Annotated in this window: 26 protein-coding genes; 13 read left to right on the forward strand and 13 right to left on the reverse strand. The window is 43.9% G+C overall.

Annotated elements, in window-relative coordinates; translation table 11 throughout:
* Positions 1 to 4: 4 nt before the first annotated feature.
* Entirely contained in the window at positions 5 to 286 is a 282-nt protein-coding gene (locus K5Q73_RS13595) for a YcgL domain-containing protein (RefSeq protein WP_220761584.1), read from the reverse strand.
* Between the two features lie 120 nt (positions 287 to 406).
* Here K5Q73_RS13595 and minC point away from each other — a divergent pair, with 120 nt between their 5' ends.
* From minC to minE, 3 genes are read left to right on the forward strand one after another with little or no spacing between them, the layout of a single operon-like run.
* A complete protein-coding gene (gene minC / locus K5Q73_RS13600; protein WP_220761322.1) occupies positions 407 to 1,072 on the forward strand; it encodes a septum site-determining protein MinC in 666 nt (221 codons plus the stop codon).
* 30 nt (positions 1,073 to 1,102) lie between these two features.
* Positions 1,103 to 1,912, forward strand: a complete 810-nt coding sequence (gene minD, locus K5Q73_RS13605; RefSeq protein WP_220761324.1) for a septum site-determining protein MinD — start codon at positions 1,103 to 1,105, stop codon at positions 1,910 to 1,912.
* Positions 1,913 to 1,915: 3 nt separating this feature from the next.
* The gene (gene minE / locus K5Q73_RS13610; protein WP_220761325.1) at positions 1,916 to 2,176 is read left to right on the forward strand and encodes a cell division topological specificity factor MinE; all 261 of its coding nucleotides are present in this window, start codon (positions 1,916 to 1,918) and stop codon (positions 2,174 to 2,176) included.
* A gap of 69 nt (positions 2,177 to 2,245) precedes the next feature.
* Here the strand turns inward: minE and rnd are convergent, their stop codons facing one another.
* From rnd to tsaB, 7 genes are all read right to left on the reverse strand, one after another.
* Entirely contained in the window at positions 2,246 to 3,355 is a 1,110-nt protein-coding gene (gene rnd / locus K5Q73_RS13615; protein WP_220761326.1) for a ribonuclease D, read from the reverse strand.
* Positions 3,356 to 3,449: 94 nt separating this feature from the next.
* Complete coding sequence (fadD, locus tag K5Q73_RS13620) at positions 3,450 to 5,117, reverse strand: long-chain-fatty-acid--CoA ligase FadD (RefSeq protein ID WP_220761327.1); 1,668 nt, start codon at positions 5,115 to 5,117, stop codon at positions 3,450 to 3,452.
* 186 nt (positions 5,118 to 5,303) lie between these two features.
* Positions 5,304 to 6,179 (reverse strand): alpha/beta hydrolase, encoded by an 876-nt coding sequence (locus K5Q73_RS13625; RefSeq protein WP_220761328.1) that lies wholly within the window; start codon positions 6,177 to 6,179, stop codon positions 5,304 to 5,306.
* Positions 6,180 to 6,187: 8 nt separating this feature from the next.
* Complete coding sequence (locus K5Q73_RS13630) at positions 6,188 to 7,018, reverse strand: class I SAM-dependent methyltransferase (protein ID WP_220761330.1); 831 nt, start codon at positions 7,016 to 7,018, stop codon at positions 6,188 to 6,190.
* 76 nt (positions 7,019 to 7,094) lie between these two features.
* Positions 7,095 to 7,811 (reverse strand): M50 family metallopeptidase, encoded by a 717-nt coding sequence (locus tag K5Q73_RS13635; RefSeq protein ID WP_220761332.1) that lies wholly within the window; start codon positions 7,809 to 7,811, stop codon positions 7,095 to 7,097.
* On the reverse strand, positions 7,804 to 8,112 hold the full coding sequence (locus K5Q73_RS13640) for a hypothetical protein (RefSeq protein WP_220761334.1): 309 nt from the start codon (positions 8,110 to 8,112) through the stop codon (positions 7,804 to 7,806). Before K5Q73_RS13640 ends, K5Q73_RS13635 begins: the two co-directional genes overlap by 8 nt.
* Positions 8,113 to 8,160: 48 nt before the next feature.
* Positions 8,161 to 8,877 (reverse strand): tRNA (adenosine(37)-N6)-threonylcarbamoyltransferase complex dimerization subunit type 1 TsaB, encoded by a 717-nt coding sequence (gene tsaB, locus K5Q73_RS13645; RefSeq protein ID WP_220761336.1) that lies wholly within the window; start codon positions 8,875 to 8,877, stop codon positions 8,161 to 8,163.
* A 343-nt stretch (positions 8,878 to 9,220) separates the two neighbouring features.
* Between tsaB and K5Q73_RS13650 the strand changes: the two genes are divergently transcribed.
* Positions 9,221 to 9,646 carry a hypothetical protein gene (locus K5Q73_RS13650; protein ID WP_220761338.1) on the forward strand — a complete coding sequence of 142 codons (426 nt, stop codon included), beginning with the start codon at positions 9,221 to 9,223 and terminating at the stop codon, positions 9,644 to 9,646.
* Here the strand turns inward: K5Q73_RS13650 and K5Q73_RS13655 are convergent.
* A complete protein-coding gene (locus tag K5Q73_RS13655; RefSeq protein ID WP_220761340.1) occupies positions 9,639 to 11,564 on the reverse strand; it encodes an ATP-dependent DNA helicase in 1,926 nt (641 codons plus the stop codon). The genes K5Q73_RS13650 and K5Q73_RS13655 overlap by 8 nt on opposite strands.
* Before the next feature lie 563 nt (positions 11,565 to 12,127).
* Between K5Q73_RS13655 and hisG the strand changes: the two genes are divergently transcribed.
* The 9 genes from hisG to K5Q73_RS13700 all read left to right on the forward strand — a co-directional run bounded on the left by hisG (position 12,128) and on the right by K5Q73_RS13700 (position 20,882).
* On the forward strand, positions 12,128 to 13,027 hold the full coding sequence (gene hisG / locus K5Q73_RS13660; protein WP_220761342.1) for an ATP phosphoribosyltransferase: 900 nt from the start codon (positions 12,128 to 12,130) through the stop codon (positions 13,025 to 13,027).
* Positions 13,028 to 13,031: 4 nt separating this feature from the next.
* On the forward strand, positions 13,032 to 14,360 hold the full coding sequence (gene hisD, locus K5Q73_RS13665) for a histidinol dehydrogenase (RefSeq protein WP_220761344.1): 1,329 nt from the start codon (positions 13,032 to 13,034) through the stop codon (positions 14,358 to 14,360).
* The gene (gene hisC / locus K5Q73_RS13670) at positions 14,360 to 15,412 is read left to right on the forward strand and encodes a histidinol-phosphate transaminase (protein ID WP_220761346.1); all 1,053 of its coding nucleotides are present in this window, start codon (positions 14,360 to 14,362) and stop codon (positions 15,410 to 15,412) included. The genes hisD and hisC overlap by 1 nt, the downstream gene beginning before the upstream one ends.
* Positions 15,413 to 15,500: 88 nt before the next feature.
* Positions 15,501 to 16,580 carry a bifunctional histidinol-phosphatase/imidazoleglycerol-phosphate dehydratase HisB gene (gene hisB / locus K5Q73_RS13675; protein ID WP_220761348.1) on the forward strand — a complete coding sequence of 360 codons (1,080 nt, stop codon included), beginning with the start codon at positions 15,501 to 15,503 and terminating at the stop codon, positions 16,578 to 16,580.
* Positions 16,577 to 17,350, forward strand: a complete 774-nt coding sequence (gene hisH, locus K5Q73_RS13680; protein ID WP_220761350.1) for an imidazole glycerol phosphate synthase subunit HisH — start codon at positions 16,577 to 16,579, stop codon at positions 17,348 to 17,350. The genes hisB and hisH overlap by 4 nt, the downstream gene beginning before the upstream one ends.
* A 2-nt stretch (positions 17,351 to 17,352) precedes the next feature.
* Positions 17,353 to 18,090, forward strand: coding sequence for a 1-(5-phosphoribosyl)-5-[(5-phosphoribosylamino)methylideneamino]imidazole-4-carboxamide isomerase (gene hisA / locus K5Q73_RS13685; RefSeq protein ID WP_220761371.1), 738 nt, complete (start codon positions 17,353 to 17,355; stop codon positions 18,088 to 18,090).
* Positions 18,072 to 18,845: an imidazole glycerol phosphate synthase subunit HisF gene (gene hisF / locus K5Q73_RS13690; protein WP_220761379.1), complete on the forward strand. Its 774-nt coding sequence runs from the start codon at positions 18,072 to 18,074 to the stop codon at positions 18,843 to 18,845. Before hisA ends, hisF begins: the two co-directional genes overlap by 19 nt.
* A 50-nt stretch (positions 18,846 to 18,895) precedes the next feature.
* Complete coding sequence (gene hisIE / locus K5Q73_RS13695) at positions 18,896 to 19,537, forward strand: bifunctional phosphoribosyl-AMP cyclohydrolase/phosphoribosyl-ATP diphosphatase HisIE (protein WP_220761381.1); 642 nt, start codon at positions 18,896 to 18,898, stop codon at positions 19,535 to 19,537.
* Between the two features lie 241 nt (positions 19,538 to 19,778).
* Positions 19,779 to 20,882 carry a phosphoribosylaminoimidazolesuccinocarboxamide synthase gene (locus tag K5Q73_RS13700; protein ID WP_220761383.1) on the forward strand — a complete coding sequence of 368 codons (1,104 nt, stop codon included), beginning with the start codon at positions 19,779 to 19,781 and terminating at the stop codon, positions 20,880 to 20,882.
* A gap of 135 nt (positions 20,883 to 21,017) precedes the next feature.
* On the opposite strand, the gene lpxM is transcribed toward K5Q73_RS13700, so the two are convergent.
* From lpxM to pheS, 4 genes are all read right to left on the reverse strand, one after another.
* A complete protein-coding gene (gene lpxM, locus K5Q73_RS13705) occupies positions 21,018 to 21,956 on the reverse strand; it encodes a lauroyl-Kdo(2)-lipid IV(A) myristoyltransferase (RefSeq protein ID WP_220761385.1) in 939 nt (312 codons plus the stop codon).
* A 78-nt stretch (positions 21,957 to 22,034) separates the two neighbouring features.
* The gene (gene ihfA / locus K5Q73_RS13710; RefSeq protein ID WP_012142935.1) at positions 22,035 to 22,331 is read right to left on the reverse strand and encodes an integration host factor subunit alpha; all 297 of its coding nucleotides are present in this window, start codon (positions 22,329 to 22,331) and stop codon (positions 22,035 to 22,037) included.
* A gap of 4 nt (positions 22,332 to 22,335) precedes the next feature.
* Positions 22,336 to 24,723, reverse strand: a complete 2,388-nt coding sequence (gene pheT / locus K5Q73_RS13715) for a phenylalanine--tRNA ligase subunit beta (RefSeq protein WP_220761387.1) — start codon at positions 24,721 to 24,723, stop codon at positions 22,336 to 22,338.
* 16 nt (positions 24,724 to 24,739) lie between these two features.
* The gene (gene pheS, locus K5Q73_RS13720; RefSeq protein WP_220761390.1) at positions 24,740 to 25,723 is read right to left on the reverse strand and encodes a phenylalanine--tRNA ligase subunit alpha; all 984 of its coding nucleotides are present in this window, start codon (positions 25,721 to 25,723) and stop codon (positions 24,740 to 24,742) included.
* Between the last annotated feature and the right edge of the window lie 240 nt (positions 25,724 to 25,963).

Raw genomic sequence — 25,963 nt, forward strand, 5'->3', positions numbered from 1 at the left:
AGACTTAATCTGGATTAAAACCGATCTCTTTTTTATGTTGTTCAAGTAAATTAACAACAGGAGGCGGTAGCTGTAAATAAAATCCTTTTTCTTTTAGCTCAGATCTCACCTTTTTAATATCGGCAAAACCCAAATGGTCTCGCTTTTCAATCGGCAACATCATCACTAATTGTGGCTCACCAAACATGGCCATTAATGCTTCTGGGACGCGTTCAAAATCGTTGCGTTTTTCGACGAAAAGGTAACTTTCAGCCTTTCTTAGGCTTTTATATACTGCACAGATCATATACGACTCAATTTCCAAACTATTCAACTTGCCAGCTAAGGGAGCACACTATACCATGGTCCGTTAGGAATATAATGGATATCGGCCCAGCGCTGAACTTTTCTAGAGAGCAATACAGGAATGCAAACACCTAGCCTCGAATTAAAAGGCTCTTCTTTTACTCTTTCTGTACTGCATATCAACAGTGATGATATGGCAGTTATTGCGGCAGAGTTGGATGCAAAACTCGCTATTGCGCCACAGTTTTTTATTGGTGCACCTTTGGTGCTTAACCTAAGTGCTATTCAAACGCGTCATTTTGACATACTCGGCTTAAAAGAGATATTAACCAGCCGCCAATTGATTGTCGTTGGGATCACAAGCGCATCTGCCGAACTGACTAAGCAAGCGAAGTCTATCGGTCTCGCTACGGTTAAGTCAGGGAAAGAATCCAGCTCACAGCCCCAGTTGCCTAAAACAACCAAAATCGTCAAACAGAACGTACGTTCTGGGCAACAGATCTATGCAAAAAATGCCGATCTGATTGTTATCGGTGCGGTCGGTAATGGAGCAGAAGTCATCGCTGATGGCAGTATCCATATATACGGTACATTACGTGGTAAGGCCATGGCTGGCGCCTCTGGCGACAGGCACGCAGTTATCATGGTAAAGAAACTTGAAGCAGAACTAGTATCGATTGCAGGTCAATACTGGTTAACTGAGAACCTTCAGCAAAACGGAGCCGCATCTAGCGGTTGTATTCGTCTAGAAGGCGAGTCGCTTACGGTTGAATCATTGCCTCTTTAAATAGAGTGAAAATAGAAAGGATTATTACAAATGGCACAAATTATTGTTGTCACATCGGGTAAAGGTGGCGTGGGTAAAACCACTTCAAGTGCTGCAATTGCCACAGGTCTTGCAATGAAAGGCCATAAAACAGTTGTTATCGATTTTGATATTGGTCTACGTAACCTAGATTTAATCATGGGCTGTGAACGCCGTGTAGTCTATGACTTTGTTAACGTCATTAATGGCGAAGCGAATCTTAATCAAGCTTTGATTAAAGATAAGCGTTGCGCCAAACTTTTCGTCTTACCTGCTTCCCAGACTCGTGATAAAGATGCCTTAACTAAAGAAGGCGTGGGTAAGGTTCTTGAAGATTTAGCCAAAGATTTTGAGTACATTATTTGTGACTCACCAGCGGGTATCGAAACCGGTGCTATGATGGCGCTGTACTTTGCTGATACAGCGATTGTAACGACCAACCCAGAAGTCAGCTCTGTTCGCGACTCAGACCGAATTCTTGGTATGTTACAGAGTAAATCTAAGCGTGCAGAAGAAGGATTAGAGCCAGTCAAAGAGTATTTGCTATTGACTCGTTACTCTCCTGCTCGCGTAACAACAGGCGAAATGCTAAGTGTTCAAGATGTTGAAGAGATCTTAGCGATTCCATTACTGGGAGTGATCCCGGAATCACAAGCCGTATTAAAAGCCTCTAACTCTGGTGTACCTGTCATTATCGATCAAGAAAGCGATGCAGGTATGGCCTACAGCGATGCTGTAGAAAGGTTATTAGGTGAAGAACTGCCTTTCCGATTTCTTACGGAAGAGAAGAAAGGTTTCTTAAAACGAATTTTTGGTAGCTAACTTATGTCTCTTCTTGATTATTTTAAAACGAAAAAGGAACCAAGCACTGCGGTCACAGCGAAAGAACGACTGCAAATTATCGTGGCTCATCAGCGAGGAGAACGCGAAGCACCAGATTACTTCCCGCAAATGAAGCAAGAGATCATCGAGGTGATCCGTAAGTATGTCCAAGTTGGCCCAGACCAAGTCTCGGTTCAACTTGAGCAGACCGACGATCACTTTTCAGTGCTTGAGCTTAACGTGACACTGCCTGAAAAAGCTTAGATCTAAGCATTTAAAGAAGAACAATAAAAAGCCCGCTATTTGCGGGCTTTTTCGTAATACGAACTGGTATTATAGCTTCAATGCAGATAAAGACTCAGCAACAATCGCTTCTCGCCAGCCAGTTAGAATAAGTGGTTTATCCCCTTTCTTCGCATCCCAAATCCACTGTAAGTATTCATGTATATACTTTTTAGAGCCTAATAACTCTAACGGAATACTCTTAGCCTCTGCTTGCTCTGTAATGCAGTTTTTAATGCTCTTAAATGCATTTTTATAACCCGTTTTAAGTGCGATAACATCTAACGGCTTAGGCGGGTTATCATAGCTGACACTCGTTATGATTTTAACGATCTCTTTGCCATGAATGCGCTTTTCCTGCTCAGTGAGTTCTGACATTTTAAACAGGTCATTCGTCGACTTAGGTTGCTTCTTAGCTAACGCTATCAGGGCGTGATCTTTAACAACAAAGCCCAAAGCGAGATCTTTTTGTAATGCACGTTTAAGACGCCACTGAGATAAATCCCTTAATACTGCCAATTGATTGGAAGATAGCTGAAAGGCATTTTTCACTTTTAGATACGCAGTCTCTGGATCTGGAGTATCTAAACGTCCTTGAGTCATACGAACGCCTTCTTCATAGACCCAATCGAGTCTGCCCTGCTCTTCTAATAACTTAACCAATTGCGGGTAAAGTTTATAAAGATAATAAACATCATTTGCAGCGTAATTGAGCTGTGCCTCTGTCAAAGGTCTTTTAAGCCAGTCGGTACGAGACTCACCTTTATCTAAACTGACTTCCAGAGTTTGCTCTACAAGTTTGGCATAACCTAGACCATGCCCCATTCCCGCAAGGCCGGCCGCTATTTGGCTGTCGAATAGATTAGCAGGCTGACATTGACCATAGCGTGCAAACACTTCTAAGTCTTCACTACATGAATGCAGTAACTTAACACTGTTTTCTTTCTTTAATAATTGCCAAAATAAATCTAGGTTACTCACCGCTAATGGATCAATTAATGCTAGCGTCTTACCGTCATAGGCTTGAATAAGGCCCAATCTTGCATAATAGGTACGAGTACGAACAAATTCTGTGTCTAGCACCAATAAATCAGCATCTTGGTATTGCTCTACAAGGGCCGCTAAACTGGCATCATCTTCAATATATTGAAACGCTAACAAAGTTGTCTACTCCATAAATATGCAAAAGCCGGCTATTGCCGGCTTTAGTGTATCAAAAGTGGCAATCACCACTTAATGACTGACGAGGTTAGTCTTACTTAACCTCATCTCTCAATTCCCTACGCAGGATCTTACCTACGTTGGTTTTAGGCAGTTCATCTCTAAATTCTACCAGCTTAGGGATCTTATAGCCCGTCAAATGCACGCGACAATGCTTGATTACATCCTCTTTGGTTAAAGATTTATCGTTTGCGACCACAAACACCTTAACCAATTCCCCTGAAACCTCATGTGGCACGCCCACTGCAGCAACTTCTAGCACCTTAGAGTGCAGTGCTACCACTTCTTCAACTTCATTCGGGAATACATTAAATCCAGAAACTAAGATCATGTCCTTCTTACGGTCAACAATGAAGAAGTAGCCTTTTTCATCCATATAACCGATATCACCAGTAGCCAAGTAACCTTGTAGGTCGATGACATTACTGGTTTCTTCTGGACGCTGCCAATATCCCACCATCACCTGTGGACCTTTAGCAAAAAGCTCACCAATCTCACCTTGCGCTAACACTTTACCGTCATCGTCACGAACTTGAATATCAGTATTGGCAACAGGGAAACCAATAGAGCCATTGTAGCCATCAAGGTTATATGGACAACAGGTAACCAGTGGCGCAGCTTCTGTTAAGCCATAACCTTCAAGCAGACGGGTTTTAGTTAACCCCTGCCATTTGTCGGCAACTGCGCGTTGTACCGCCATGCCGCCACCAATGGATAGCTTAAGCTCTGTGAAATTAAGCTTAGCGAAGTCTTCATTGTTCACCAAGGCATTGAACAGGGTATTCACGCCCGTTAACACGGTAAACGGATGCTTAGATAACTCTCCGATGAAGGCAGGCAGATCACGCGGATTAGTGATAAGTAAGTTATTTGCGCCTTTATGGATAAATAGCAAGCAGTTAACTGTTAATGCAAAAATATGATACAGGGGTAATGCCGTTACTACGAACTCTTTACCGTCATCTAGCATAGGGCCGTAGGCTGCATCTGCTTGTAAAAGGTTACTGACAACATTGCCGTGGCTAAGCATAGCGCCTTTCGATACACCCGTTGTTCCACCAGTGTATTGTAAGAAGGCCAAGTCATCTTTTTTAACGGTCGGCTTAACATACTGCAAACGGCGACCTTTAAATAGCGCCTTACGCATTGAGATAGCCTGTGGCAAATGATACTTAGGTACCATTTTCTTGATGTACTTAACGACAAAGTTAACTAGGGTGCGTTTTGGAGCACTAAGTAAATCGCCAAGTCCAGTCAAAATAACACTTTCGACCGGAGTTTCGGCAACCACTTTCTCTAAGGTGTGAGCAAAATTAGAAACGACAACAATCGCTTTCGCGCCTGAATCGGTCAATTGATGCTTAAGTTCACGCGGGGTATACAATGGATTGACGTTAACAACCACCATACCCGCTCGTAAAATACCAAATAGAGCAATTGGATATTGAAGTAGATTCGGCATCATAATGGCGACACGATCACCTTTATTCAACTTCAAATCATTTTGCAGATAAGCCGCAAAAGCTCGGCTACGCTCTTCAAGTTTGCGGTAAGTTAAGGTTGCGCCCATATTCACGAACGCAGGTTGATCCGCATATTTATTAACCGATGTTTCGAACAAATCGACAAGCGATGCATACTGTTCTACATCAATTTCAGAAGGCACATCATCTGGTAAATTATTAATCCAAAGTTGGTCCACAAAAATCTCCTAATATCTCCAGCTGCGGTATAAATAACACCACAATGGTCGTTAGCAGCTTGCCAATGAGCAGGCTAACATACTGTCTATTCTTTATATTTATTGGAAACGCCGATAAATCATACGGGCGTTTAAATTTTGATTATCATCACATAAATGAGACAAAAATCCTAGCCTCTTTTTTTCTTAGCCATTTAAGAAAGCCCTAATGGCTTTTGACACCTGCTCAGCGCTCCCCATATGAAGGTGATGATCTCCCTCAATCGCTACACTCTGCAAGCGTTCAAACCAGCGATTCGCCATAGGGATCGCCTCACGTAACTGAGGAAAACCTCGGCTACCTGAAATTAATAGTGTGTTGACTTTATGGGCTTGCATTAAGGCATCGACTTGAGAAAATGTCAGTCTTAAAGGGGAGTCTAATTTTAAGCGCGGATCACTGCGCCAGCATACCCCAGAATCGCAGATTTGCATATTGCGCTGGGTCAATAATTCGCACCATTGCAGCTCTAGTGCGGTTAATTTGTGCCGTGCGTGCACTGCGACGGCCATATCTCGGTAAATACTAGCGGGCTTATCTAATGAGGCGAGAAATCGGCGGTGGCCACTAAAGCTATTGGCTAACCTTTTTTTGCTCTTAGTTTCATCTTCATAAAGCGGAGACAGCGCCTCAATTAAGATCAAATGCTCAACCCTATCAGCAAATGCTGCCGCATAAGCCGACGCAATAATTCCACCGAGTGAGTGGCCTAATATTGCCACTGGCGCTTGATGCTTGGGTAATCTTTCGAGTAATGCATCGAGATCGTACAAATAATCAATCCAATGCAAAGGATAAGCGCCTGGGCGATGCTCTGAACCACCGTGCCCAGGCCAATCAATAGCGAGAATTTGAAAATCGGTTAAATATTCACTCAAGGGCTGAAAGCTATTGGCGTTATCTAACCAGCCATGCAGCGCTAATATCAGTGGTTTATCCGCACTCCCCCATAGCCGTCCGGCTAATTTAATATGGGGTAACTGGATACTAACTTCATCTCCAAACTCGCGTACTAAGTTCATCTATAGTCTTACTTTTTAACAAATTTCAGCGTCATTCTATCGCTTTCGCCAATAGCGAGATACTTTTCTTTGTCTTGCCCTTCAAGCGCTAACCGTGGTGGTAGTGTCCAAACGCCTTTTGGATAGTCTTTAGTATCCTTAGGGTTGGCATTGACCTCTGAGCTGGCGACAAAACTAAAACCGGCTTTCTCAGCCATTTTAATCACAGATGCCTGATCCATATACCCTGTTTTGGCGTCCATGTCAGGCCCACCTCTATGCTCAACAATCCCCAATGTGCCACCGGGCTTAAGCACTTTATAAGCAGAGTCAAATACAGGCTCTAAATAGCCTTTCATTGCCCAGTTATGTAAGTTTCTAAAAGTTAACACCGCATCGACACTATTATCGTCTCCCATAGAATAATAACTAGGTGGATCGAATGTCACAGTGCTAGCTGCGCCAACTTTAGCCTTATTATCTTTTAACCAAGTTTCAAACTTCTTACCAACCTTTGGTCGATAACCCGTTTTAGCCTTTTCATCTTTAGGATTAGTATCAAAATTACCCGCTATATATTGGCCATCTTTAGCTAAATATGGCGCTAATATTTCAGCATACCAGCCGCCACCAGGCCAGAGTTCGATAACGGTATCGCTAGGCTTAATATCAAAGAAGCTGAGGGTTTGTTCTGGATGGCGGTATTGATCACGCGCGCTATTTTTAGCTTGTCTAAAATCGCTAGATACCGCTGTTTCTAGGCCTGTATTCTCATGATTATGTGCATTAACTACAGTACTTAACGATAGGCTACACGTGCTTGCAAGCAAAACGCTTGCGGCTAACATTGTCTTTTTCATTGTAATTCCCCTATTTGATGACAGGCATCAACCTAGCAGGTCAGTTAACAAAAAAACAACCGTTATAAACAGAGCGTTACATTTTAATTTTTTGACTGCGTCTACTTGCGGCGCCATCGACCCTTCGCCAACATAAATAAAGCATAGAGGCACTGGTAGCTAACCAGATCCCAACCCAAAACCATGCTGGTAGCCAACTTTCACTGGCGAGCATATTGGCATCGCCTTGCCCTTCGAGTCCTAAAAGGACCATAGGGCTGGCTAGCGCATTTAGAATGATCATCAGCGCAATAACTCTAAGGCTAGTAGCCAAATATCGATTTAGTTGCAGTTTGAGTGGCAATAAAAATAAGCCTGCAAGACTGGCTAAAATTACAATAGTCAATAGGTCACGTGCCCATAACAATATAGTCAAAACAACGGCTCCACCTAACAAGGCAAAGCTGAGGCGGATCCCCTTAGGCCAAGTCGCAAACATAAATATGAGATAGCCCCATAATGCCGCGCCAAAGTATCCAGCAAAACCAATGAATAACGGCCAGCCCCCCTGACTGAAACAGAGCCCTGCACCATTAGGAAATAGCTGAATATGACTGACTACGCCACCACTCATAACTGTCGCTAAGCCATGGGAGATCTCATGAAAATAACTTTCTAGCCACTTAAAGGGCACGCTGATAAAAGGTAGACGAGTGACTAAGAAGGCAATAAAAAGTTCGAACAAGAAACGGGTACGCCCGGGGGCACCTGAGGTATGTGGAGCTGCAGCTTCGCTGTGATGATGTTCAGGCATAAGTGTCTATACCTACCATCTGTTGGATCTCTTCTCGCTTAGCGGCATGTTGATTAATGAGATATTGTGCCACTGCGCCCTGTTGGCCACGGGTTTGGTTTTCATATTCAACATGAGCACCAAGCCGTGACTGAAGCCCTGCAGCATCTTCGATATAATCATTAACCACTAATGCTTGCTGCGCTTTTATGGCCGATGCAGCCTCAACACTCGCGGTATCGACAGCTTTCGCCTGATTAGAAGCGACAGACTTGTTGATTTCAACTTTATTAGCTGTAAGTTGACTGGTGTTGATCTGCATTCTATCGTCCTTAATTTACTCGGAAAATGCTTTCCTTAAACGCAAAGACTACTCTCTTCCTGGTAATTTCTGCCATGTGACGGTATCACGCAGATAAACTGGTGCTAAATCATCAACAGAGGTACTTTGGCCTTTTTCTAAGCCATCTTGCGCCAATGCTAGCATGTATTTCGCTTCAGGGAATTTAGCCGCCTCACATAAAGACATCGTCTCGCTGTGATCGAGTATTTCAGGGTAAGCATCAAAACCGGTACCACAAGCAGCAATCGGCTGAGTTAAGTCAAGAGTTAACACGATATCGGCGGGCGCACTAACCACTTCTTCATTCACTAAAGTGGCTAAGCCATCAACTGCAATATATTGGCCCCAGTAGACTTCGCCCATACGTGCATCAATGGCTGCAAGCACTTGTGTTGCACCGTTTTCGATAGCCGATTGCGCCATTGCCGCTAAGGTTGAAATACCAATGACGGGCAATTCTTGGCCAAGGGCTAAACCTTGGGTAATACTAGTACAAATACGAATACCGGTAAAACTACCAGGGCCTCTACCATAAGCAACTACATCGACATCTTGCAATTTTAACTGAGCTTGCTCTAATACCGACTTAACCATTGGCAACAAGCGCTGGCTATGTTCACGAGGGGCATCCGCTTGCTCGCTGAAGGTTACACCTTGATGCGTCACAGCAGCAGAACACGACTCAGTGCAGGTATCGAGCGCAAGAATACTCAACTGGGTCGTATCGTTAGAAATTTTTGTCATTAATTACTTACCAAACCTATTTTTTATCAAATTTACCATCGTAACGTGCAATAAACCGATACGACTTAAGACGATGATTAAAGGGCCAAGTCGCTTCATTTACCAGCTTTCGACCAAGTGACTATCTATATTTGGCAATTATACCTCAAGTAAACTCAAAGCATTAAGCCCTAAACCCAAATTACTTATGTTGCAATTAACTCAGGTATATACAGCTTCATTCAACATCTGCAATGCACTATTGGGCTATTTATCAAAAATCAGGGCTAAAAACACAGAACTATTCTAAATTTAAATAGTGGCTCTTAGGTTAGAGAATTCAGTATGGCTTAGTGGAGGGGTAATGCGACAGGTCAATATAGATTGGTTGCGCTTATTTCGATATTCCCTGTTGTTCATCATCTTTTCTATGTTGATGACCGTCTTTATACTGATCTGGTTTTCTAATAGTCTTGAAGAGGCCTGGCAGAAAGGCCTGATGTTAACCTTTTCTGAATTTGAAATGACCCTTGAGTTAACGCTAACACTGCTCATATACATTAGCTTTCCGGTGCTATTGTTGCGCTTCCTCTTTTACTTCTCCAAAATGCTCTACCGCGGTCGAAACCCAGGGGTGGCTATCATTAGTTACAAAACACTGTTTAACCCATTAAATTTATTGCTTTTTCCAAGCCTACTTAATGATAAAGGCTTACTCTACCGTCGACGCTGTTTACTAGCGCTCATCTTACTGACCGCCATCTACTTTACCATTTTACTGATCACTTAATCTTAGCTAAAAAGTCTGTCGCCTTGTCTAAATCACGAGTACGGGACATGGGCGGTAGTGAATTTAAAAATGCCTGTCCATAAGGTTTATTAACAATACGGTTATCGCACAAAATGAGTACGCCTTTATCTTTCTCATCTCGGATCAAACGCCCTACCCCCTGATTCAGGGTAATCACTGCTTGTGGTAATGATATTTCACTGAAGGGATCTTTGCCCTCTCGTTCGATACTTTCGCTGCGCGCACGAAACAAATTATCATCGGGTGAAATAAAAGGAAGCTTATCGATAATCACACAGCTAAGCAGGCGACCACGCACATCGACCCCTTCCCAAAAGGCGCCTGTACCTAGCAACACTGCATTACCAAGCTGACGGTATTTCTTCAACAGGCTCTGCTTACCCGCTTGTCCCTGCACTAAAAGTGGATAGGAGACCCGTCTCTGCAGTGCTGGCGCAACTAAATTAAGCATTCTGTGACTGGTAAATAAGATAAAGGTTCGACCTTTAGCTGCATTAACAGCCTTAACACAGACATCGACAAATTGTGTTAGCGCAGCATGATGGTTATTTACACTCGCTAAATGCCGAGGCACGCAAAACAGCGCATTATTAGCGTAATCAAATGGACTTTCTAGCAGCATCTCTTGGCAGTGAGTTAAGCCCAGTTGCCTAGTAAACAAACTCAAGTCACGGTTGATTTGTAGGGTTGCTGAAGTAAAAATCCACGAAATATTAGACTCAAACAGTTTTCGACATTCTTTCGCGACATCAATGGGTGCAATACGCAGCACCAAATAACGATGGCCATAATCAATACTGTAAGCGGCCTGATTGTTCTCACATAAGAAAAATAGCTCTAGCTTATTGGTGATGACGTCTAGTTTTTCAATTGTGTCATCTAGGTTCTCACTGCGGCCAACATGACCTAACAATAAACTCTGTAGCACTTTAACCTCTTTGATCAAAGCCCACGACAGCACAGACAAAGCTTTATTACCTAATAGGCGACGCCAATCGCTATCTCCTAATTCAAACAACATCTGATGCCAGTCATTTAATATGGCAGCGCAGCGACAACTGAGTGCTTCTATCTGTTTAGCATCTCTAAGTTCTTTTCGGTAGATATCAATTAATTTATCAAACAGATCTGATAGTTGTCTTGTTGAGCATTGCTGACCAAAGTAAGTCACTGCAATATCAGGCAGCAGATGCGCCTCATCAAAAATAACCACATCAGAGTCAGGGAGTAACTCGGCAAAACCCGTTTCTTTTATAATCCGATCGGCAAGAAACAGATGATGATTGACCACGATAACCCGAGCATCCATGGCTCGATTACGGGCCTTACGCGTAAAGCACTCATCATAATAGTCACAACGTTGACCAATGCAGTTCTCTTTACTACTGACAATTAACGGCAAAGCGGGAGAGTTTTCTGTAACGGCAGTCAGGCCACCAATATCGCCGTCAGTCGTTTGTCCGGCCCACTGATTAATCCTGAGTAGATCATCTAATACCTGAGTCTCCATGGAGCTCGCGCCCGATAACTCTTTCTCCATCAAGTGCTGACAAAGATAATTATTACGCCCTTTTAATAAAGCGACTTTAGGCGTTAGGTTCAGCATAGCCAATAAAGCTGGTAAGTCTTTGTAAAATAATTGTTCTTGCAGATTTTTACTGCCGGTACTAATAATGACTTGTTTGCCACTCAATAGCGCTGGAATAAGATAAGCAAAGGTTTTACCTACACCGGTGCCCGCCTCAACCACTAAGTTTTTACGATTTTGAATAGATCCCGCTACGGCGTGCGCCATTTCAGCTTGCACATCTCGACGACTAAAACCTTTAATCGATTGCGCTAATACACCTTGGCTTGAAAATGCAGCAGCGACTTGTTGTGTTAATCTAACGCTCAAGAGGTAGGCAACCTTTAATTAGCCTGCATGGCTTGCTTTACAGAGTGTGAGGCAGTTTATCTTAAATAGCCTTACAAGATTAGTTTTAGTTTTCTACTCGCCCTGCTATTTAGCGCAATAAAATCACTAACGGTTGTCTCGTTTTCAAAACAAAGCACTAAAAAGTCTGCCAAGCGTTGACGACATTAGGCCTAAAATGACATTTAGATGAAGTTTACTCATCTGAAGAAATAAGAGGTTGCAATCATTTTTAAAACTGATTAATTTAAATACCAAGGCACAGCAAGTAGCATAGCAAAAAGTAGCTAAGCAAAATGCCTTAACGCATTTACTGGCCATCAGGCTCAAAATTGAGAGACACGAATATGACACAGCTTTTGAACACTATGCATCATCATCACCATATGCGGTAGCCTTCGGAAGCTCACTGCCGAAGGACTATTTCCTTCCGGCGGTTGATTTAAAAATATCAAAACCCTTGGAAGGAATTCCAAGGGTTTTTTGGTTTTATCTTAACGGATTGTTTTATAAGAATTTTTAAATTAACTAATAGGAAGTACCCCATGTCAGAGTCAAATAGATTACGTATCGCTATCCAAAAATCAGGTCGTTTATCAAAAGAATCACAGAAGCTTTTAAAAAGCTGTGGTGTTAAATTTAACGTCAACGAACAACGTCTTATCGCCCACTCTGACAATATGCCAATCGATCTATTACGTGTCCGTGATGACGATATTCCAGGCCTAGTTATGGATGGCGTTGTCGACCTTGGGATCATTGGCGAGAATGTGCTTGAAGAGGAACAAATCGAGCGTCAAAGCCTTGGTAAACCCGCCGAGTGCGTGAAGCTTCGCGAATTAGACTTTGGTGCTTGCCGTTTATCATTAGCTGTACCCAATGAGTTTGAGTACCAAGATGCCAGTTCACTAGAAGGACTGAGAATAGCCACTTCTTACCCTAACCTGCTACGCCGTTACATGGAGCAGAAAGGTATCAATTACCGTGATTGTATGCTTAAGGGCTCAGTAGAAGTTGCACCTCGTGCAGGCTTATCTGACGGTATTTGTGACCTTGTTTCAACAGGGGCAACCCTTGAGGCAAACGGCCTTTACGAAACCGAAGTGATTTATCGCTCAATGGCTTGCATCATTCAATCGACTCAATCTCAGCCCGATGACAAGCAAGCACTTATCAATAAAATTCTGTCACGCATCAATGGTGTTGTAAGAGCAAAAGAGAGCAAATACATCTTGCTACACGCTCCAACAGAAACGCTAGAACAGATTGTAGCCCTGCTTCCTGGTGCTGAAAACCCAACGGTACTGCCACTTAATGATGATACTAACCGTGTTGCTATCCACGCTGTTAGTACTGAAGATCTGTTCTGGGACACAATGGAGCAATTAACTCAGTTAGGTGCCAGCTCTATTTTGGTCATGCCTATCGAAAAAATGATGGGGTAAGCTCATGCAGATCCTCAACTGGCAATCACTCACACCAGCAGCGCAATTAGATGCATTGCAGCGCTCGCCATTAATTGGTGACAACAGCCTCGAGCAAAATGTGGCGAGGATCATTGAAGCCGTTGTGACTAACGGCGATCAGGCGCTAAAAGACTTTAGTCGCAAGTTTGATGGGGTAAACGTAGAAACGCTTAAACTAACGGCTACCCAAATTGAGCAGAGCTGCAAACTGGTACCTGATCCCCTGAAACAGGCTATCGCTCAGGCTAAGGCCAACATTGAGCGATTTCATCAGGCGCAGTTACAACCAATAGTTGATATCGAAACTCAGGCGGGGATCCGCTGTGAGCTTCGCTCTGAGGCGATTGAGCGTGTTGGACTCTATATTCCAGGTGGCACAGCGCCGCTTATATCCACCGTGCTAATGCTAGCAATGCCAGCCAAAATTGCTGGTTGTAACAAACGAGTTTTGGTGAGTCCACCGCCAATTAATGACGCTATCATTTATGCGGCAAATGAGTGTGGTATCGAAGAGATTTATCAAGTGGGTGGTGCGCAAGCTATTGCCGCATTAGCATTTGGCACCGAATCTGTTCCGCAGGTAGATAAAATCTTTGGACCGGGCAATCGATTTGTCACCGAAGCCAAGCGTGCTGTTAGCCAAGATAATCGCTGCACCATCAGTATCGATATGCCTGCTGGCCCATCAGAAGTATTAATTATTGCAGATGGCCAAGCGAACGCAGAGTTTGTGGCTGCGGATCTTTTATCTCAAGCAGAACACGGCGCAGACTCTCAAGTCATGCTAGTCACCGAATCAACCGAGCTCGCAGAAGCGGTCAACACAGCTCTGACTGATCAGCTTAAGCAATTGTCTCGTGCTGAGATAGCAACTACAGCTCTTAAGAGTAGCCGTACGCTAATTGTTGCTAATATGCAGATGGCAGCTGAGGTTTCAAACCAATACGGACCTGAACACCTCATTATTCAAACTGAGCAGCCAAGAGATGTATTAAGTAATATTCGCGCCGCAGGCTCTGTGTTTTTAGGCGCTTATACTCCTGAATCTGTCGGCGACTATGCCAGTGGTACAAATCACGTCCTACCGACCTACGGCTATAGTAAAACGGTTTCGAGTCTATCTTTGGCAGACTTTAGCCGAAGATTTACGGTACAAGAGCTCAATGCTCAAGGCCTACGAACTATTGCTGATAGCGTGATGGCACTTGCGGCGGCAGAACAACTCGATGCCCACAAGAATGCGATAGCTATTCGAGTCGCGAGCCTTAACGGCGTAACTGATGGCACGAATAGCGGCAATGAGGAGCAATAATGAGCACAGTAATTAACGGCTTGAATTTAGCTCAACGCTTGGCCAGACCAGAGCTGCTCAGTCTACAGATCTATCAATCTGCTCGCCGAATTGGCGGTCAGGGGGATATCTGGATCAATGCCAACGAGTCACCATTTAATAATAGTGAACTTGAAGGCCTGAACCGCTACCCTGAATGCCAACCTCCAGAGCTGATAAAAGCTTATAGCCAATACAGCAAAGTCGCAGCTGACAGCATTATTACCAGTCGCGGCGCCGATGAGGCGATTGAGTTACTGATCCGTGCTTTTTGCATACCGGCTCAAGACTGTATCGCAACTTTCGGACCAACTTATGGCATGTATGCCATAAGTGCCAAAACCTTTAATGTGGGTGTAAAAGCGTTATCACTGACTGAAGATTTTCAGCTACCCAGTGATTACCTTTCACAAGTAAACGGCGCTAAGTTGGTCTTTATATGCAATCCCAATAACCCAACAGGCAGCGTGATCCCCCGAGAGAAGGTGATTGAGGTAATCAACAGCTGCCAAGATGCTATCGTGGTTGTGGATGAAGCTTATATCGAATTTAGCCCAGAATTTAGCGTCGCCGATTTAGTCGCAACTTCTGCCAACCTTGTGGTGTTGCGTACTCTGTCAAAAGCATTTGCATTGGCAGGAGCACGCTGCGGCTTCTTGCTCGCGAACCCAAATATTATTGATATTTGCATGCGAGTTATCGCGCCCTACCCTGTGCCGCTTCCTGTCAGTCTCGTTGCTGAAAAGGCACTGAGCAGTTCAGGGCTTGAAACTATGAGCCGACAAGTCAATGACATGAAACAACAGGGCTTAAGGTTAGCGGATGCATTACAGAGCTATGGTGCCAAGGTCGTAACAGCGCACGGTAATTACGTACTTGCTGAGTTTGCAGATAAAGAGCGGGTTCAACAAAAGCTGTCGGAGGCAGGTGTTATCGCCAGATCTTACAGTGATCCACGCCTTAGCCAAGCCATTCGATTTAGCTTTACAAATCAGGCGCAAACAGACTATCTCATTCAACTGTTTCAACAGTAATAGATTTCATAAAAGCTAATAATTATAAATAACGATAGCTTGACTGATTTTGATTTAGTTAAGCTCAAATCTGAAAGGTATACCCGCTATGAAGCAGAAAATTTTATTTATCGACCGTGATGGCACTCTTATCGAAGAACCGGTTACAGATAAGCAAGTCGATAGCTTAGCTAAGCTCGTGTTTGAGCCAAATGTTATCCCCGCACTATTAAAACTGCAGAATGCGGGTTACAGACTGGTAATGGTTAGTAACCAAGATGGTCTTGGCACGCCTTCGTTCCCTAAAGATGATTTTGATGCGCCGCAAGATATGATGATGCAGATCTTAAATAGCCAAGGTGTGTTATTTGATGACGTTTTGATCTGCCCTCACTTTAACGATGAGAACTGTAGCTGCCGTAAACCTAAGCTTGGCCTAGTCAAAGATTACCTGACTTCTGGCAAGATAGACTTTACTCAGTCAGCCGTGATTGGCGATCGCGAAACTGACCTTGGCCTTGCTGACTCTATGGGCATATTGGGGCTGCAATACCACCCAGAAACACTTAATTGGAATGCGATTGCCGCTAAATTACTAAACAAAAATCGCAGCGCGACAGTGACTCGCACCACCAAAGAAACTGACATCCGTGTCACGGTTGATTTAGACGCAAGCGATAAAGGTGCGATCAACACAGGCATAGGCTTCTTTGACCATATGCTTGAACAGATCTCTACCCACGGCAATTTCAAACTCGAGGTTCAAGTCGATGGCGACTTGGAGATTGACGATCACCACAGTGTAGAAGACACGGCGCTTGCAATCGGTGATGCGCTGCGTCAAGCCCTAGGTGATAAGCGCGGCATTGCACGCTTTGGTAATACATTTCAGCAGGCAATCCCTATGGATGAAGCCAGTGCTAGCTGCCTATTAGATATATCTGGTCGCCCTTTTATCAAGTTCGACGGCGAGTTTGACCGAGAGCTTGTTGGTCAGATGGCCACTGAAATGGTACCGCACTTCTTCCGTTCATTTGCCGATGGCCTGCGCTGTACCCTACACATCAGTACTCAAGGTGATAATGATCACCACAAGGTCGAGAGCTTGTTTAAAGTCCTTGGTCGTACTCTTCGCCAAGCCGTTGCGATAGAAGGTGACGCGCTACCCTCAAGTAAAGGTGTGTTATGACCCAACAAGATAAAACAGCCCTGAGCAGAGATTCAGCCCTGAGCGGAGATTCAGACTTGAGTGTTAGTTCTGGCTTGAGTAATGAGGATGCGATAATCGGTAATACCGTCATTATTGACACAGGTTGCGCCAACTTAAGCTCTGTACGATACGCCTTTGAACGCTTAATGACTGATATTGAACGTGAGAGCCTATATGTCACCGATGACATCGAGATGATAAAAAACGCTGAGCGGGTAATTTTACCCGGTGTCGGCACCGCCGCTGCGGCAATGAGTGCTTTACAGAGCAAAGGCTTAGTTCAACTTATTCCAACATTAACTCAACCCGTACTTGGTGTGTGTTTAGGTATGCAGATGCTAACTCGTGTCTCTAAAGAGCGCGGCAATCAGAGTGATGATTGCCCGTGCCTTGATATTATACCGACAGATATTAACCTGCTCGACACCCAAGGATTACCCCTGCCGCATATGGGCTGGAATCAGCTAGTGCCAGGCTCACATCCTATCTTTGATGGGATCACAGCTGGCAGTTATGTGTATTTTGTTCACAGCTACCGAGCGCCAATCAGTGATTACACGATTGCGACAGCGCAGCACGGTGAAACCTTTAGCGCTGCAATCGCTAAAGATAACTTCATTGGCCTGCAGTTCCACCCTGAGAAAAGTGCTGAAGTCGGTGCAAGAATGCTTAAAAACTTCCTGATGATGGGTAAAGCAACATTGAGTCCAACAAATAACCAACTGGCGAATGGCCAGCAAGAGGCGTAGTCATGATTATTCCAGCAATCGATCTTATCGACGGTCAAGTTGTTCGCCTCTACCAAGGGGACTATCAGCAACAAACGACTTTTAACCTTAGCCCTTTAGATCAGCTTAAGTCTTATCAGAAACAAGGTGCTAGCCTTCTGCATATCGTCGATCTCACCGGGGCGAAAGAACCTGAAAGGCGTCAGACCGCGCTCATTTCGGAGTTAGTCAATAACCTAGATACTCCGATCCAAGTCGGCGGCGGTATTCGCACCGAAGCTCAATTAAGCGATTTACTAGAAATTGGTGTCAACCGAGTGGTTATCGGTTCATTGGCCGTGAAAGAGCCTGAGCTTGTAAAGAGCTGGTTTATCAAATATGGCAGTGACGCTATTTGCCTAGCATTAGACGTTAATATTAATGAACAAGGCGAAAAAATTGTCGCGGTATCTGGCTGGCAGTCTGGCGGTGGTAAGAGCTTAGAGTCGCTTGTGGAAGAATTTAAATCCGTTGGTCTAAAACACGCGCTAGTAACAGATATTAGTCGTGATGGCACACTCAAGGGCGCCAATACTGAACTCTATTGCGAAATAGCTAGCCTGTATCCAGAAGTACAATGGCAAGCATCGGGCGGCATTGCGACCTTAGATGATGTTAATGCGGTAAAACAAAGTGGTGCTACTGGCATCATCATAGGAAAGGCATTATTAATTAATCAGTTTACCGTTGAGGAGGCTATCGCATGTTGGCCAAACGCATAGTTCCCTGCCTCGATGTCAAAGAAGGTAAAGTGGTTAAAGGGGTACAATTTCGAAACCACGAAATAGTCGGTGATATTGTTCCCCTCGCCCAGCGCTACGCTGAAGAAGGGGCCGATGAGCTAGTATTTTATGATATCACTGCCAGTGCTCATGATAGAGTGATTGATAAGTCTTGGGTAAGCCGGGTTGCTGAGCGTATCGATATCCCTTTTTGCGTGGCCGGCGGCATTAGAACCATCGAGCAGGCTCGTGAAAAGCTCGCCTTTGGCGCAGATAAGATATCCATCAATTCACCCGCGATTACCGATCCTAGTCTGATCGCACGCTTACAGGATGAATTTGGCCGCCAGTGTATTGTCATCGGTATCGACTCCTATTATGACGCGACTAGTGATAGCTATATGGTTAAACAATTTACCGGTGACGAAGCTGCAACCAAAGATACTCAATGGTTCACACAGGATTGGGTTGAAGAGGTACAGAAACAAGGCTGTGGCGAAATTGTGCTTAATGTGATGAACCAAGACGGTGTACGCCAAGGCTATGATATTAAGCAACTGTCGATGATACGTAGCATCTGTGATGTGCCCTTAATCGCGTCAGGCGGAGCGGGCACCATGGCACACTTTAAGGATGTATTTAACCAGGCTAATGTCGACGCAGCCCTTGCAGCAAGCGTGTTTCATAAAGGGATTATCGATATCCAAGAGTTAAAGCAATATCTTAAAAATAACCAGGTTGCAGTACGCGTTTAAGTAAATCAAATAGGTTTAATTAAACGAATTAATCAAATTAGGAACGTAATATGACTAAGATTGATCAATCACAGGCAGTAGACAACGAGCTTATTAGTTTATTGGACTGGGAAAAAACAGACGGGTTAATCCCTGCCGTAGTGCAAAATTTTCTTACGGGCAAAGTACTGATGCTCGGCTACATGGATAAAGCTGCATTAGACAAGAGTTTATCGACTAAACAAGTGACTTTCTTTAGTCGTAGCAAGCAACGCTTATGGACCAAAGGAGAAACCTCTGGCAATACACTTGATCTAGTTGCTATCGATATGGACTGCGACAACGACAGCCTTTTAGTCCAAGTGATCCCCAATGGACCCACTTGCCATAAAGGTACCGAAAGCTGTTGGAAAGATGGTACAGCCCACAGTTTTATCGATAACCTGACAACACTCATCGCATCACGTAAGGGCCAAGATCCACAGTCGAGCTACACAGCTCATCTGTTTGAAAGAGGCACCAAACGTATCGCCCAAAAAGTCGGCGAAGAAGGCTTAGAAACAGCCTTGGCCGCGGCAACTAATGACAAGCCAGAGCTGATAGATGAAGCCTCGGATCTTATCTATCACCTGTTAGTGCTATTAGAAGATCAGGATTTAAGTATGCAAGATATCAACTTAAACCTGATGAAAAGACACAATAAGGCTAAGTAGCAAATATTAAGGGCGTAAGCTAAATTTACGTCCTTTTTCTTTAGCAAGAATAAATTCCGTTTCAGCTAGGCTTAACAGCATAATATTTCAATTGCCCTCAACTTGAGCCTGCTATTTTACACTATAGAAAACACTGTTTTTACAAAGAGTAAAACCCTCGTTACCCTAGTGTTGCAATCGTCATCTTCTGATACAATCTGCGCCACTAAAATTAAGCTTCTCAATAATAAAAGTGTGCCCTATGAATCTTGCAGATAAAGTTTTAGTCGTAAATGACAACCTCCCAATTCGTACCGACAAACCTGTTCACTCAGGTAAGGTCCGCAGTGTTTACTGGTTAACCGAAGAAGATAGCGCTCGGCTAATTAAAGATAAAGGTTACGATGTACCAGCCGATGCACCGCTTGCCATTATGGTGATCAGTGACCGTATTTCAGCTTTTGATTGCGTATGGCAAGGTGAAAATGGTTTAAATGGCGTTCCTGGTAAAGGTACGGCGCTTAATGCCATCTCAAATCACTGGTTTAAACTTTTCAAAGACAAGGGGCTTGCCGATAGTCATATCCTTGATATCCCGCACCCACTCGTATGGATCGTACAAAAAGCCCGTCCTGTGATGATTGAAGCGATTGCTCGTCAATATATTACTGGTTCTATGTGGCGTTCATACACCAAAGGTGAGCGTGAATTCTGTGGTATCACTATCCCTGAAAGCCTAGAAAAAGATCAAAAGCTACCTGAGCTACTTATCACTCCTTCTACTAAAGGTGTGCTAACGGGTCTTGAAGGCGTGCCAGAAGCTGATGACGTTAATGTTTCACGTAGCGACATTGAGCGCCACGTTAAAGGCTTTAACTTCAGTAATGAGTCAGATATCGATCTTTACGAGAAATTGCTTAAAGAAGGCTTTGACGTGATTAGCGACGCATTGGCTGAGCACGATCAAATCTTTGTCGATACTAAATTTGAATTTGGCTACGTCAATGATGCTGCAGGCAACGAAAAGCTCATCTATATGGATGAAGTGGGTACACCTGATAGCTCTCGCATTTGGGATGGTTCATCGCACCGTGATGGCAAGATCATCGAGCAATCTAAAGAAGGCTTTAGACAATGGCTGCTTAACCATTTCCCAGATCCAGATATCTTGTTAAACAAGAACCGCATGCAAGAGCGTTTCGCACTAGCAACGGATAACAAGCTACCAGAATCTGTGATGATGGATATCTCGAATACATATGTGGGTATTGCTGAAAAGATCATCGGACAAAAGCTGCAGATAAGTGATAACCCTAAGCAGGAAATCATCGATATCTTACGCGACGAGTACCAACTTATCGTTTAGTCGATGACAAAATAGCGTAATAAAAAAGCCGCAATTTGAGTTGCGGCTTTTTTGTGAATCAATATATGCGTACTGAGACAGATAACACATAACTACAGATAAGTTCTTTTCGGCTGTAATACTATATTTAAAAGGCTAGTTATAAATGGAAGCTTCACCTTCAGGACGAGTTTTCAGCACCTTTAAGAACCACATATACTGTTCAGGATAAGCTAAGATCACCTGCTCTACCGCCTTATTCAAGGCAATGGCTTCATTTTCTTTACCCTGCATGGTTTCAGGCGAGATAGCAGGCATGACAGTTAAGTCAAAATGACGCTTAACTTTATCATAGCCAATCTTGACTGGCATAACTTGAGCATTGCCGGCCTGAGCTAAACGACCAACAACTGGTAATGTGGCTTTAGTAGTACCAAGGAACGGCGCAAATACACTCTTATCTCGCCCTAAATCTTCATCGGGTAGATAAAAGAAACTGTTATCTTGTTTTAACTCACTAAGCAGTGCACGAATACCGGCTTCTCGCATATAGATATTGCCGCCTTGGGAGCTGCGCATACGGTTATTAAACCAGTTAAACAGATCATTCTTATGAGCTTTTGCCATCGAGACCATCGGCAAATCTAGGTTAAGCCTTAAGCCTGCGTATTCAATTCCCCATACATGCGGCATAATGAAAATGACAGGCTGACCCGCAGCTCTTACTTGCTCAACATGCTCAAAACCATGCAGCTTCACTCGACGTCTCATATGAGCACGCGACTTCAGCATCAATTCTGATTGTGCCAGCAAGATCATTACAAAGTTTTCGACGTTATCTTTCACTAACGCTTCAATCTCATCAGCTGTTTTTTCAGGGAAACAAGTCGTCAAATTAGCCCTAGCAACCTTAATCGGCTTCTTAGCAATTTTCATCACTAATTTAGCTAAGGTACGAGCGATTGGATCCCTTAACCAAGCAGGCATAAGACCAAATACCACCAGCACTAGAATGGCGCCCCAGGTTAACCAATATCTTGGGTGCAACAAACTAAGCTTAAAACGTCGGTCAAAATACTTCGGCTTTCTAGACAAGGATAAAAACCTCTACAGCAAATGGAAACAGAAAAAGCCACTCAATTGAGTGGCCTCTTCATTACAGTGCTAAAGCAATTATTTCTTTGCGTTAGCCTCTTCGACGCGACTTTTAAGTTTCTGTCCTGGACGGAAAGTTACTACGCGGCGTGCCGAAATTGGGATATCTTCTCCCGTTTTTGGGTTCCTTCCCGGTCTTTGATTCTTGTCCCTCAGGTCAAAGTTGCCAAAGCCAGACAGCTTGACCTGCTCACCACTTTCAAGAGCTTGACGAATTTCTTCGAAAAACGTCTCTACCATCTCTTTCGCTACTCTCTTGTTGATACCTAGCGTTTCAAAAAGATGTTCTGCCATTTCGGCTTTGGTAAGTGCCATACTTTTAGTCCCTCAACGATGCGTTGAACTCGTCTTTCAGAGCAGAAACCACGACGTCTACCATCTCTGCGATTTCTTTCTCTTCCAATGTACGAGCGTTGTCTTGTAATAAGAGTGCTATTGCAAGGCTCTTTTTGCCTTCCTCTACACCTTTACCTCGGTATACATCGAACAAGTTTATGCCAACCAACTGATTTTCGCCAACTTTTCTTATCAATTTTACAACATCATTCGCTGCAACAGCGTCATCAACTACGATGGCGATATCACGGCGGTTAGCTGGAAACTTAGATACAGTCTGGGCTAGCGGCAAATTAGCGTGCAATAAAGCATCTAATTCTAGCTCGAAAATAATTGTTTTTCCGTTTAGGCCAAATGGCTTCTCTAGGCTCGGATGAACCGTACCTATGATACCAATTACGCGATCATCTCTTAAGATTTCAGCACATTGCCCCGGATGAAGCGCTGGATGACTTGCCGCTCTGAAGCTAAATTCAGCATCAGCAACAGTCAAACCAATGACAGCTTCTAAATCACCTTTTAGGTCGAAGAAGTCAACGGTTTTTGACTCCATTGTCCAATGTTCGTCATTTTGGTTACCAGCAATAACAGCAGCAAGCATTGGTTGCTGTGACACGCCAGATTCTGCTGACTCATTTGGCACAAAGCGCAAACCAGTCTCAAACAATCTTACGCGGTTCTGCTGACGACTCTGGTTATAACCAACTGCAGTTAAAAGACCGGTAAACATAGACAGACGCATAGCAGACATTTCAACCGAAATTGGGTTCGGAAGAATCATCGCCTCTGCACCTGGATGCACTAGCTCTTGTTGCTTAGGATCAACAAAGCTATAAGTCACCGCTTCTTGGAAGCCACGAGCCACTAACATACTGCGAACACGCTTAATGTTAATGTTAGACTCTTTATGGTCTGACATGCTTAGCTGAGCAACAGGCGCGATATTTGGAATATTGTTGTAACCGTAAATACGGGCAACTTCTTCAATTAAGTCTTCTTCTATCGCCATATCGAAACGGTAAGTTGCCGTGGTTACATTCCACAAGCCTTCACTCACTTCAACGATAAAGCCTAAGCGCTCTAGAATCTCTTTAACTTCAGCATCGTCAATATGATGACCCAAAGTCTTATCTAGCTTGCTACGGCGCAATACAATCTGTACTGGCTTAGGTAGATTCTCTTCAGACTTAGTTTCAACAACTGGGCCCGCTTCACCACCACAAATATCTAGAACCAAACGACTTGCGCGGTCCATGACTTTTTGTTGAAGCTCTGGGTCTACGCCACGTTCAAAACGGTGCGATGCATCAGTATGCAGACCAATCTTGCGCGCCTTACCTAGGATAGCTAAAGGTGCAAAATAAGCACACTCAAGTACGATATCTGTGGTTTCAGTCGTTACGCCACTATGCTCACCACCAAATACACCCGCAAGTGCTAATGGCTTAACTTGGTCAGCAATAATCAGCATGCCTGCAGGGATAGTGATTTCGTTACCATCAAGCAGAGTCAGTTTCTCTTCGCCGTTAGGCTTACGAACCACAATACCGCCGTCTAACTTAGCTAAGTCAAACGCGTGCATTGGTTGACCAAACTCAATCAACACGAAGTTTGTGATATCAACGATTGGGTCGATAGAGCGGATACCGCTACGACGCAATTTTTCTTGCATCCATAGTGGTGTGTCAGCTTTAACGTTAACGTTTTTGATAACACGGCCCAAGTAACGACCACATTCTTGAGGCTCTTGAATGTCAACAGTAACTGCATCAGCAACTGTCGCTTCAACCGCATCCCAAGTCGGTTCTGTAACCGATTGACGATTTAAAACGCCAACTTCACGAGCAAGACCAGCCATACCTAAACAGTCTGCGCGGTTAGCCGTTAAGTCTACATCAATGACAGCATCGTTTAGATCTAAGTATTCACGTACGTCTTGGCCAACAGGTGCATCTAGTGGCAATTCAATGATGCCATCGCTTTCGATATCAACGCCAAGCTCGCCAAACGAGCACAACATACCAAATGATGGTTGCCCACGTAGCTTAGCTTTTTTGATTTTGAAATCGCCAGGTAGCACAGCGCCAACCATAGCAACTGCAACTTTAAGACCTAAACGGCAGTTTGATGCACCGCACACGATGTCGATTAGCTCTTCGCCACCAACATTGATTTTAGTTACACGTAGTTTGTCAGCATCTGGGTGCTGACCGCACTCAACCACTTCACCAACAACAACGCCGCTAAAATCTGCCGCTACAGGCTCAATGCCGTCCACTTCAAGACCGGCCATGGTAATTTGGTGTGATAATTCTTCGCGGTTAACACTTGGGTTAACCCACTCACGAAGCCAAGATTCGCTAAATTTCATGCTATTACAGCTCCGTTTATTTAAATTGCTTCAGGAAGCGTAGGTCGTTTTCAAAGAATGAACGTAAGTCATTAACGCCATAACGCAACATTGAAAGACGTTCAACGCCCATACCGAATGCAAAGCCCGAGTATTTCTCAGGATCGATACCAACGCTACGCAGTACGTTTGGATGTACCATGCCGCAACCTAATACTTCTAACCACTTACCATTCTTACCCATTACGTCAACTTCAGCAGAAGGCTCAGTGAACGGGAAGTAAGATGGACGGAAACGCACTTCTAAATCTTCTTCAAAGAAATTACGTAAGAAATCGTGCAAAATGCCTTTAAGTTCAGCAAAGTTAACGTTTTCAGCAACTAGTAGACCTTCCACCTGATGGAACATTGGTGTATGTGTTTGGTCGTAATCATTACGATATACACGGCCCGGAGAGATAATACGTAATGGTGGCTTCTCGTGCTCCATGGTACGGATCTGCACACCTGAGGTTTGCGTACGTAACATCACTTTCGGGTTAAAGTAGAAAGTATCATGATCGGCACGAGCAGGATGATGCTCAGAGATGTTCAACGCGTCGAAGTTATGAAAGTCATCTTCGATTTCTGGGCCATCTTTAACAACAAAGCCTAACTCACCAAAGAATGCTTCAATACGTTCAATGGTGCGCGTAACTGGGTGTAAACCACCGTTCTCGATACGACGACCAGGAAGGCTCACATCAATGCTTTCAGCTTTAAGCTGTGCTTCAAGCTCTGCAGCTTTAAGGCCATCAATACGAATAGAAAGCTGCTGCTGAACCGCCTGCTTTGCTTGGTTTACTGCTTGACCAAAAGCTGGCTTCTCTTCAGGAGGAAGTTTTCCCATCATTTTCATCATGTCGGTGATTTGACCTTTTTTACCAAGGTAATCGACACGGAGGTCATCGAGAGCTTTTAAATCTGTAGCTCCTTCGATGGCGGCTAAAGCCTGTTCTACGATCTCTGTTAACTGTGACATCATCTCTTCCAGTGCAAGTAAGTCCTAGACCTACGACTTTTGGGCTAACGTATTTTCTTTGTGAAAATAGAAAAAGACTAAAATTTTACGTTAGACAGGGACGTTTGACTAGGGATAATTCACTTTTTTACCTGCTAACTGCCTATTTTGCTTAGTCCTTATACAAGGGTTAGCTAAATAAAGCTTGCTCAGCATCTCGGTTAACGATTTTGAATCTATTCTAAAGGATACACCCCATAT

The organism is Shewanella sp. MBTL60-112-B2 (genome assembly GCF_019655055.1).
Taxonomy (GTDB): Bacteria; Pseudomonadota; Gammaproteobacteria; order Enterobacterales; family Shewanellaceae; genus Shewanella.

What these genes read in the sequence shown, in the direction of transcription:
- K5Q73_RS13595 (WP_220761584.1), bottom strand. Translation starts at nt 286, where the DNA reads ATGATCTGTGCAGTATATAAAAGCCTAAGAAAGGCTGAAAGTTACCTT.
- minC (WP_220761322.1), top strand. Translation starts at nt 407, where the DNA reads ATGCAAACACCTAGCCTCGAATTAAAAGGCTCTTCTTTTACTCTTTCT.
- minD (WP_220761324.1), top strand. Translation starts at nt 1,103, where the DNA reads ATGGCACAAATTATTGTTGTCACATCGGGTAAAGGTGGCGTGGGTAAA.
- minE (WP_220761325.1), top strand. Translation starts at nt 1,916, where the DNA reads ATGTCTCTTCTTGATTATTTTAAAACGAAAAAGGAACCAAGCACTGCG.
- K5Q73_RS13625 (WP_220761328.1), bottom strand. Translation starts at nt 6,179, where the DNA reads ATGAACTTAGTACGCGAGTTTGGAGATGAAGTTAGTATCCAGTTACCC.
- K5Q73_RS13630 (WP_220761330.1), bottom strand. Translation starts at nt 7,018, where the DNA reads ATGAAAAAGACAATGTTAGCCGCAAGCGTTTTGCTTGCAAGCACGTGT.
- K5Q73_RS13635 (WP_220761332.1), bottom strand. Translation starts at nt 7,811, where the DNA reads ATGCCTGAACATCATCACAGCGAAGCTGCAGCTCCACATACCTCAGGT.
- K5Q73_RS13640 (WP_220761334.1), bottom strand. Translation starts at nt 8,112, where the DNA reads ATGCAGATCAACACCAGTCAACTTACAGCTAATAAAGTTGAAATCAAC.
- tsaB (WP_220761336.1), bottom strand. Translation starts at nt 8,877, where the DNA reads ATGACAAAAATTTCTAACGATACGACCCAGTTGAGTATTCTTGCGCTC.
- K5Q73_RS13650 (WP_220761338.1), top strand. Translation starts at nt 9,221, where the DNA reads ATGCGACAGGTCAATATAGATTGGTTGCGCTTATTTCGATATTCCCTG.
- hisG (WP_220761342.1), top strand. Translation starts at nt 12,128, where the DNA reads ATGTCAGAGTCAAATAGATTACGTATCGCTATCCAAAAATCAGGTCGT.
- hisD (WP_220761344.1), top strand. Translation starts at nt 13,032, where the DNA reads ATGCAGATCCTCAACTGGCAATCACTCACACCAGCAGCGCAATTAGAT.
- hisC (WP_220761346.1), top strand. Translation starts at nt 14,360, where the DNA reads ATGAGCACAGTAATTAACGGCTTGAATTTAGCTCAACGCTTGGCCAGA.
- hisB (WP_220761348.1), top strand. Translation starts at nt 15,501, where the DNA reads ATGAAGCAGAAAATTTTATTTATCGACCGTGATGGCACTCTTATCGAA.
- hisH (WP_220761350.1), top strand. Translation starts at nt 16,577, where the DNA reads ATGACCCAACAAGATAAAACAGCCCTGAGCAGAGATTCAGCCCTGAGC.
- hisA (WP_220761371.1), top strand. Translation starts at nt 17,353, where the DNA reads ATGATTATTCCAGCAATCGATCTTATCGACGGTCAAGTTGTTCGCCTC.
- hisF (WP_220761379.1), top strand. Translation starts at nt 18,072, where the DNA reads ATGTTGGCCAAACGCATAGTTCCCTGCCTCGATGTCAAAGAAGGTAAA.
- hisIE (WP_220761381.1), top strand. Translation starts at nt 18,896, where the DNA reads ATGACTAAGATTGATCAATCACAGGCAGTAGACAACGAGCTTATTAGT.
- K5Q73_RS13700 (WP_220761383.1), top strand. Translation starts at nt 19,779, where the DNA reads ATGAATCTTGCAGATAAAGTTTTAGTCGTAAATGACAACCTCCCAATT.
- ihfA (WP_012142935.1), bottom strand. Translation starts at nt 22,331, where the DNA reads ATGGCACTTACCAAAGCCGAAATGGCAGAACATCTTTTTGAAACGCTA.
- pheT (WP_220761387.1), bottom strand. Translation starts at nt 24,723, where the DNA reads ATGAAATTTAGCGAATCTTGGCTTCGTGAGTGGGTTAACCCAAGTGTT.
- pheS (WP_220761390.1), bottom strand. Translation starts at nt 25,723, where the DNA reads ATGTCACAGTTAACAGAGATCGTAGAACAGGCTTTAGCCGCCATCGAA.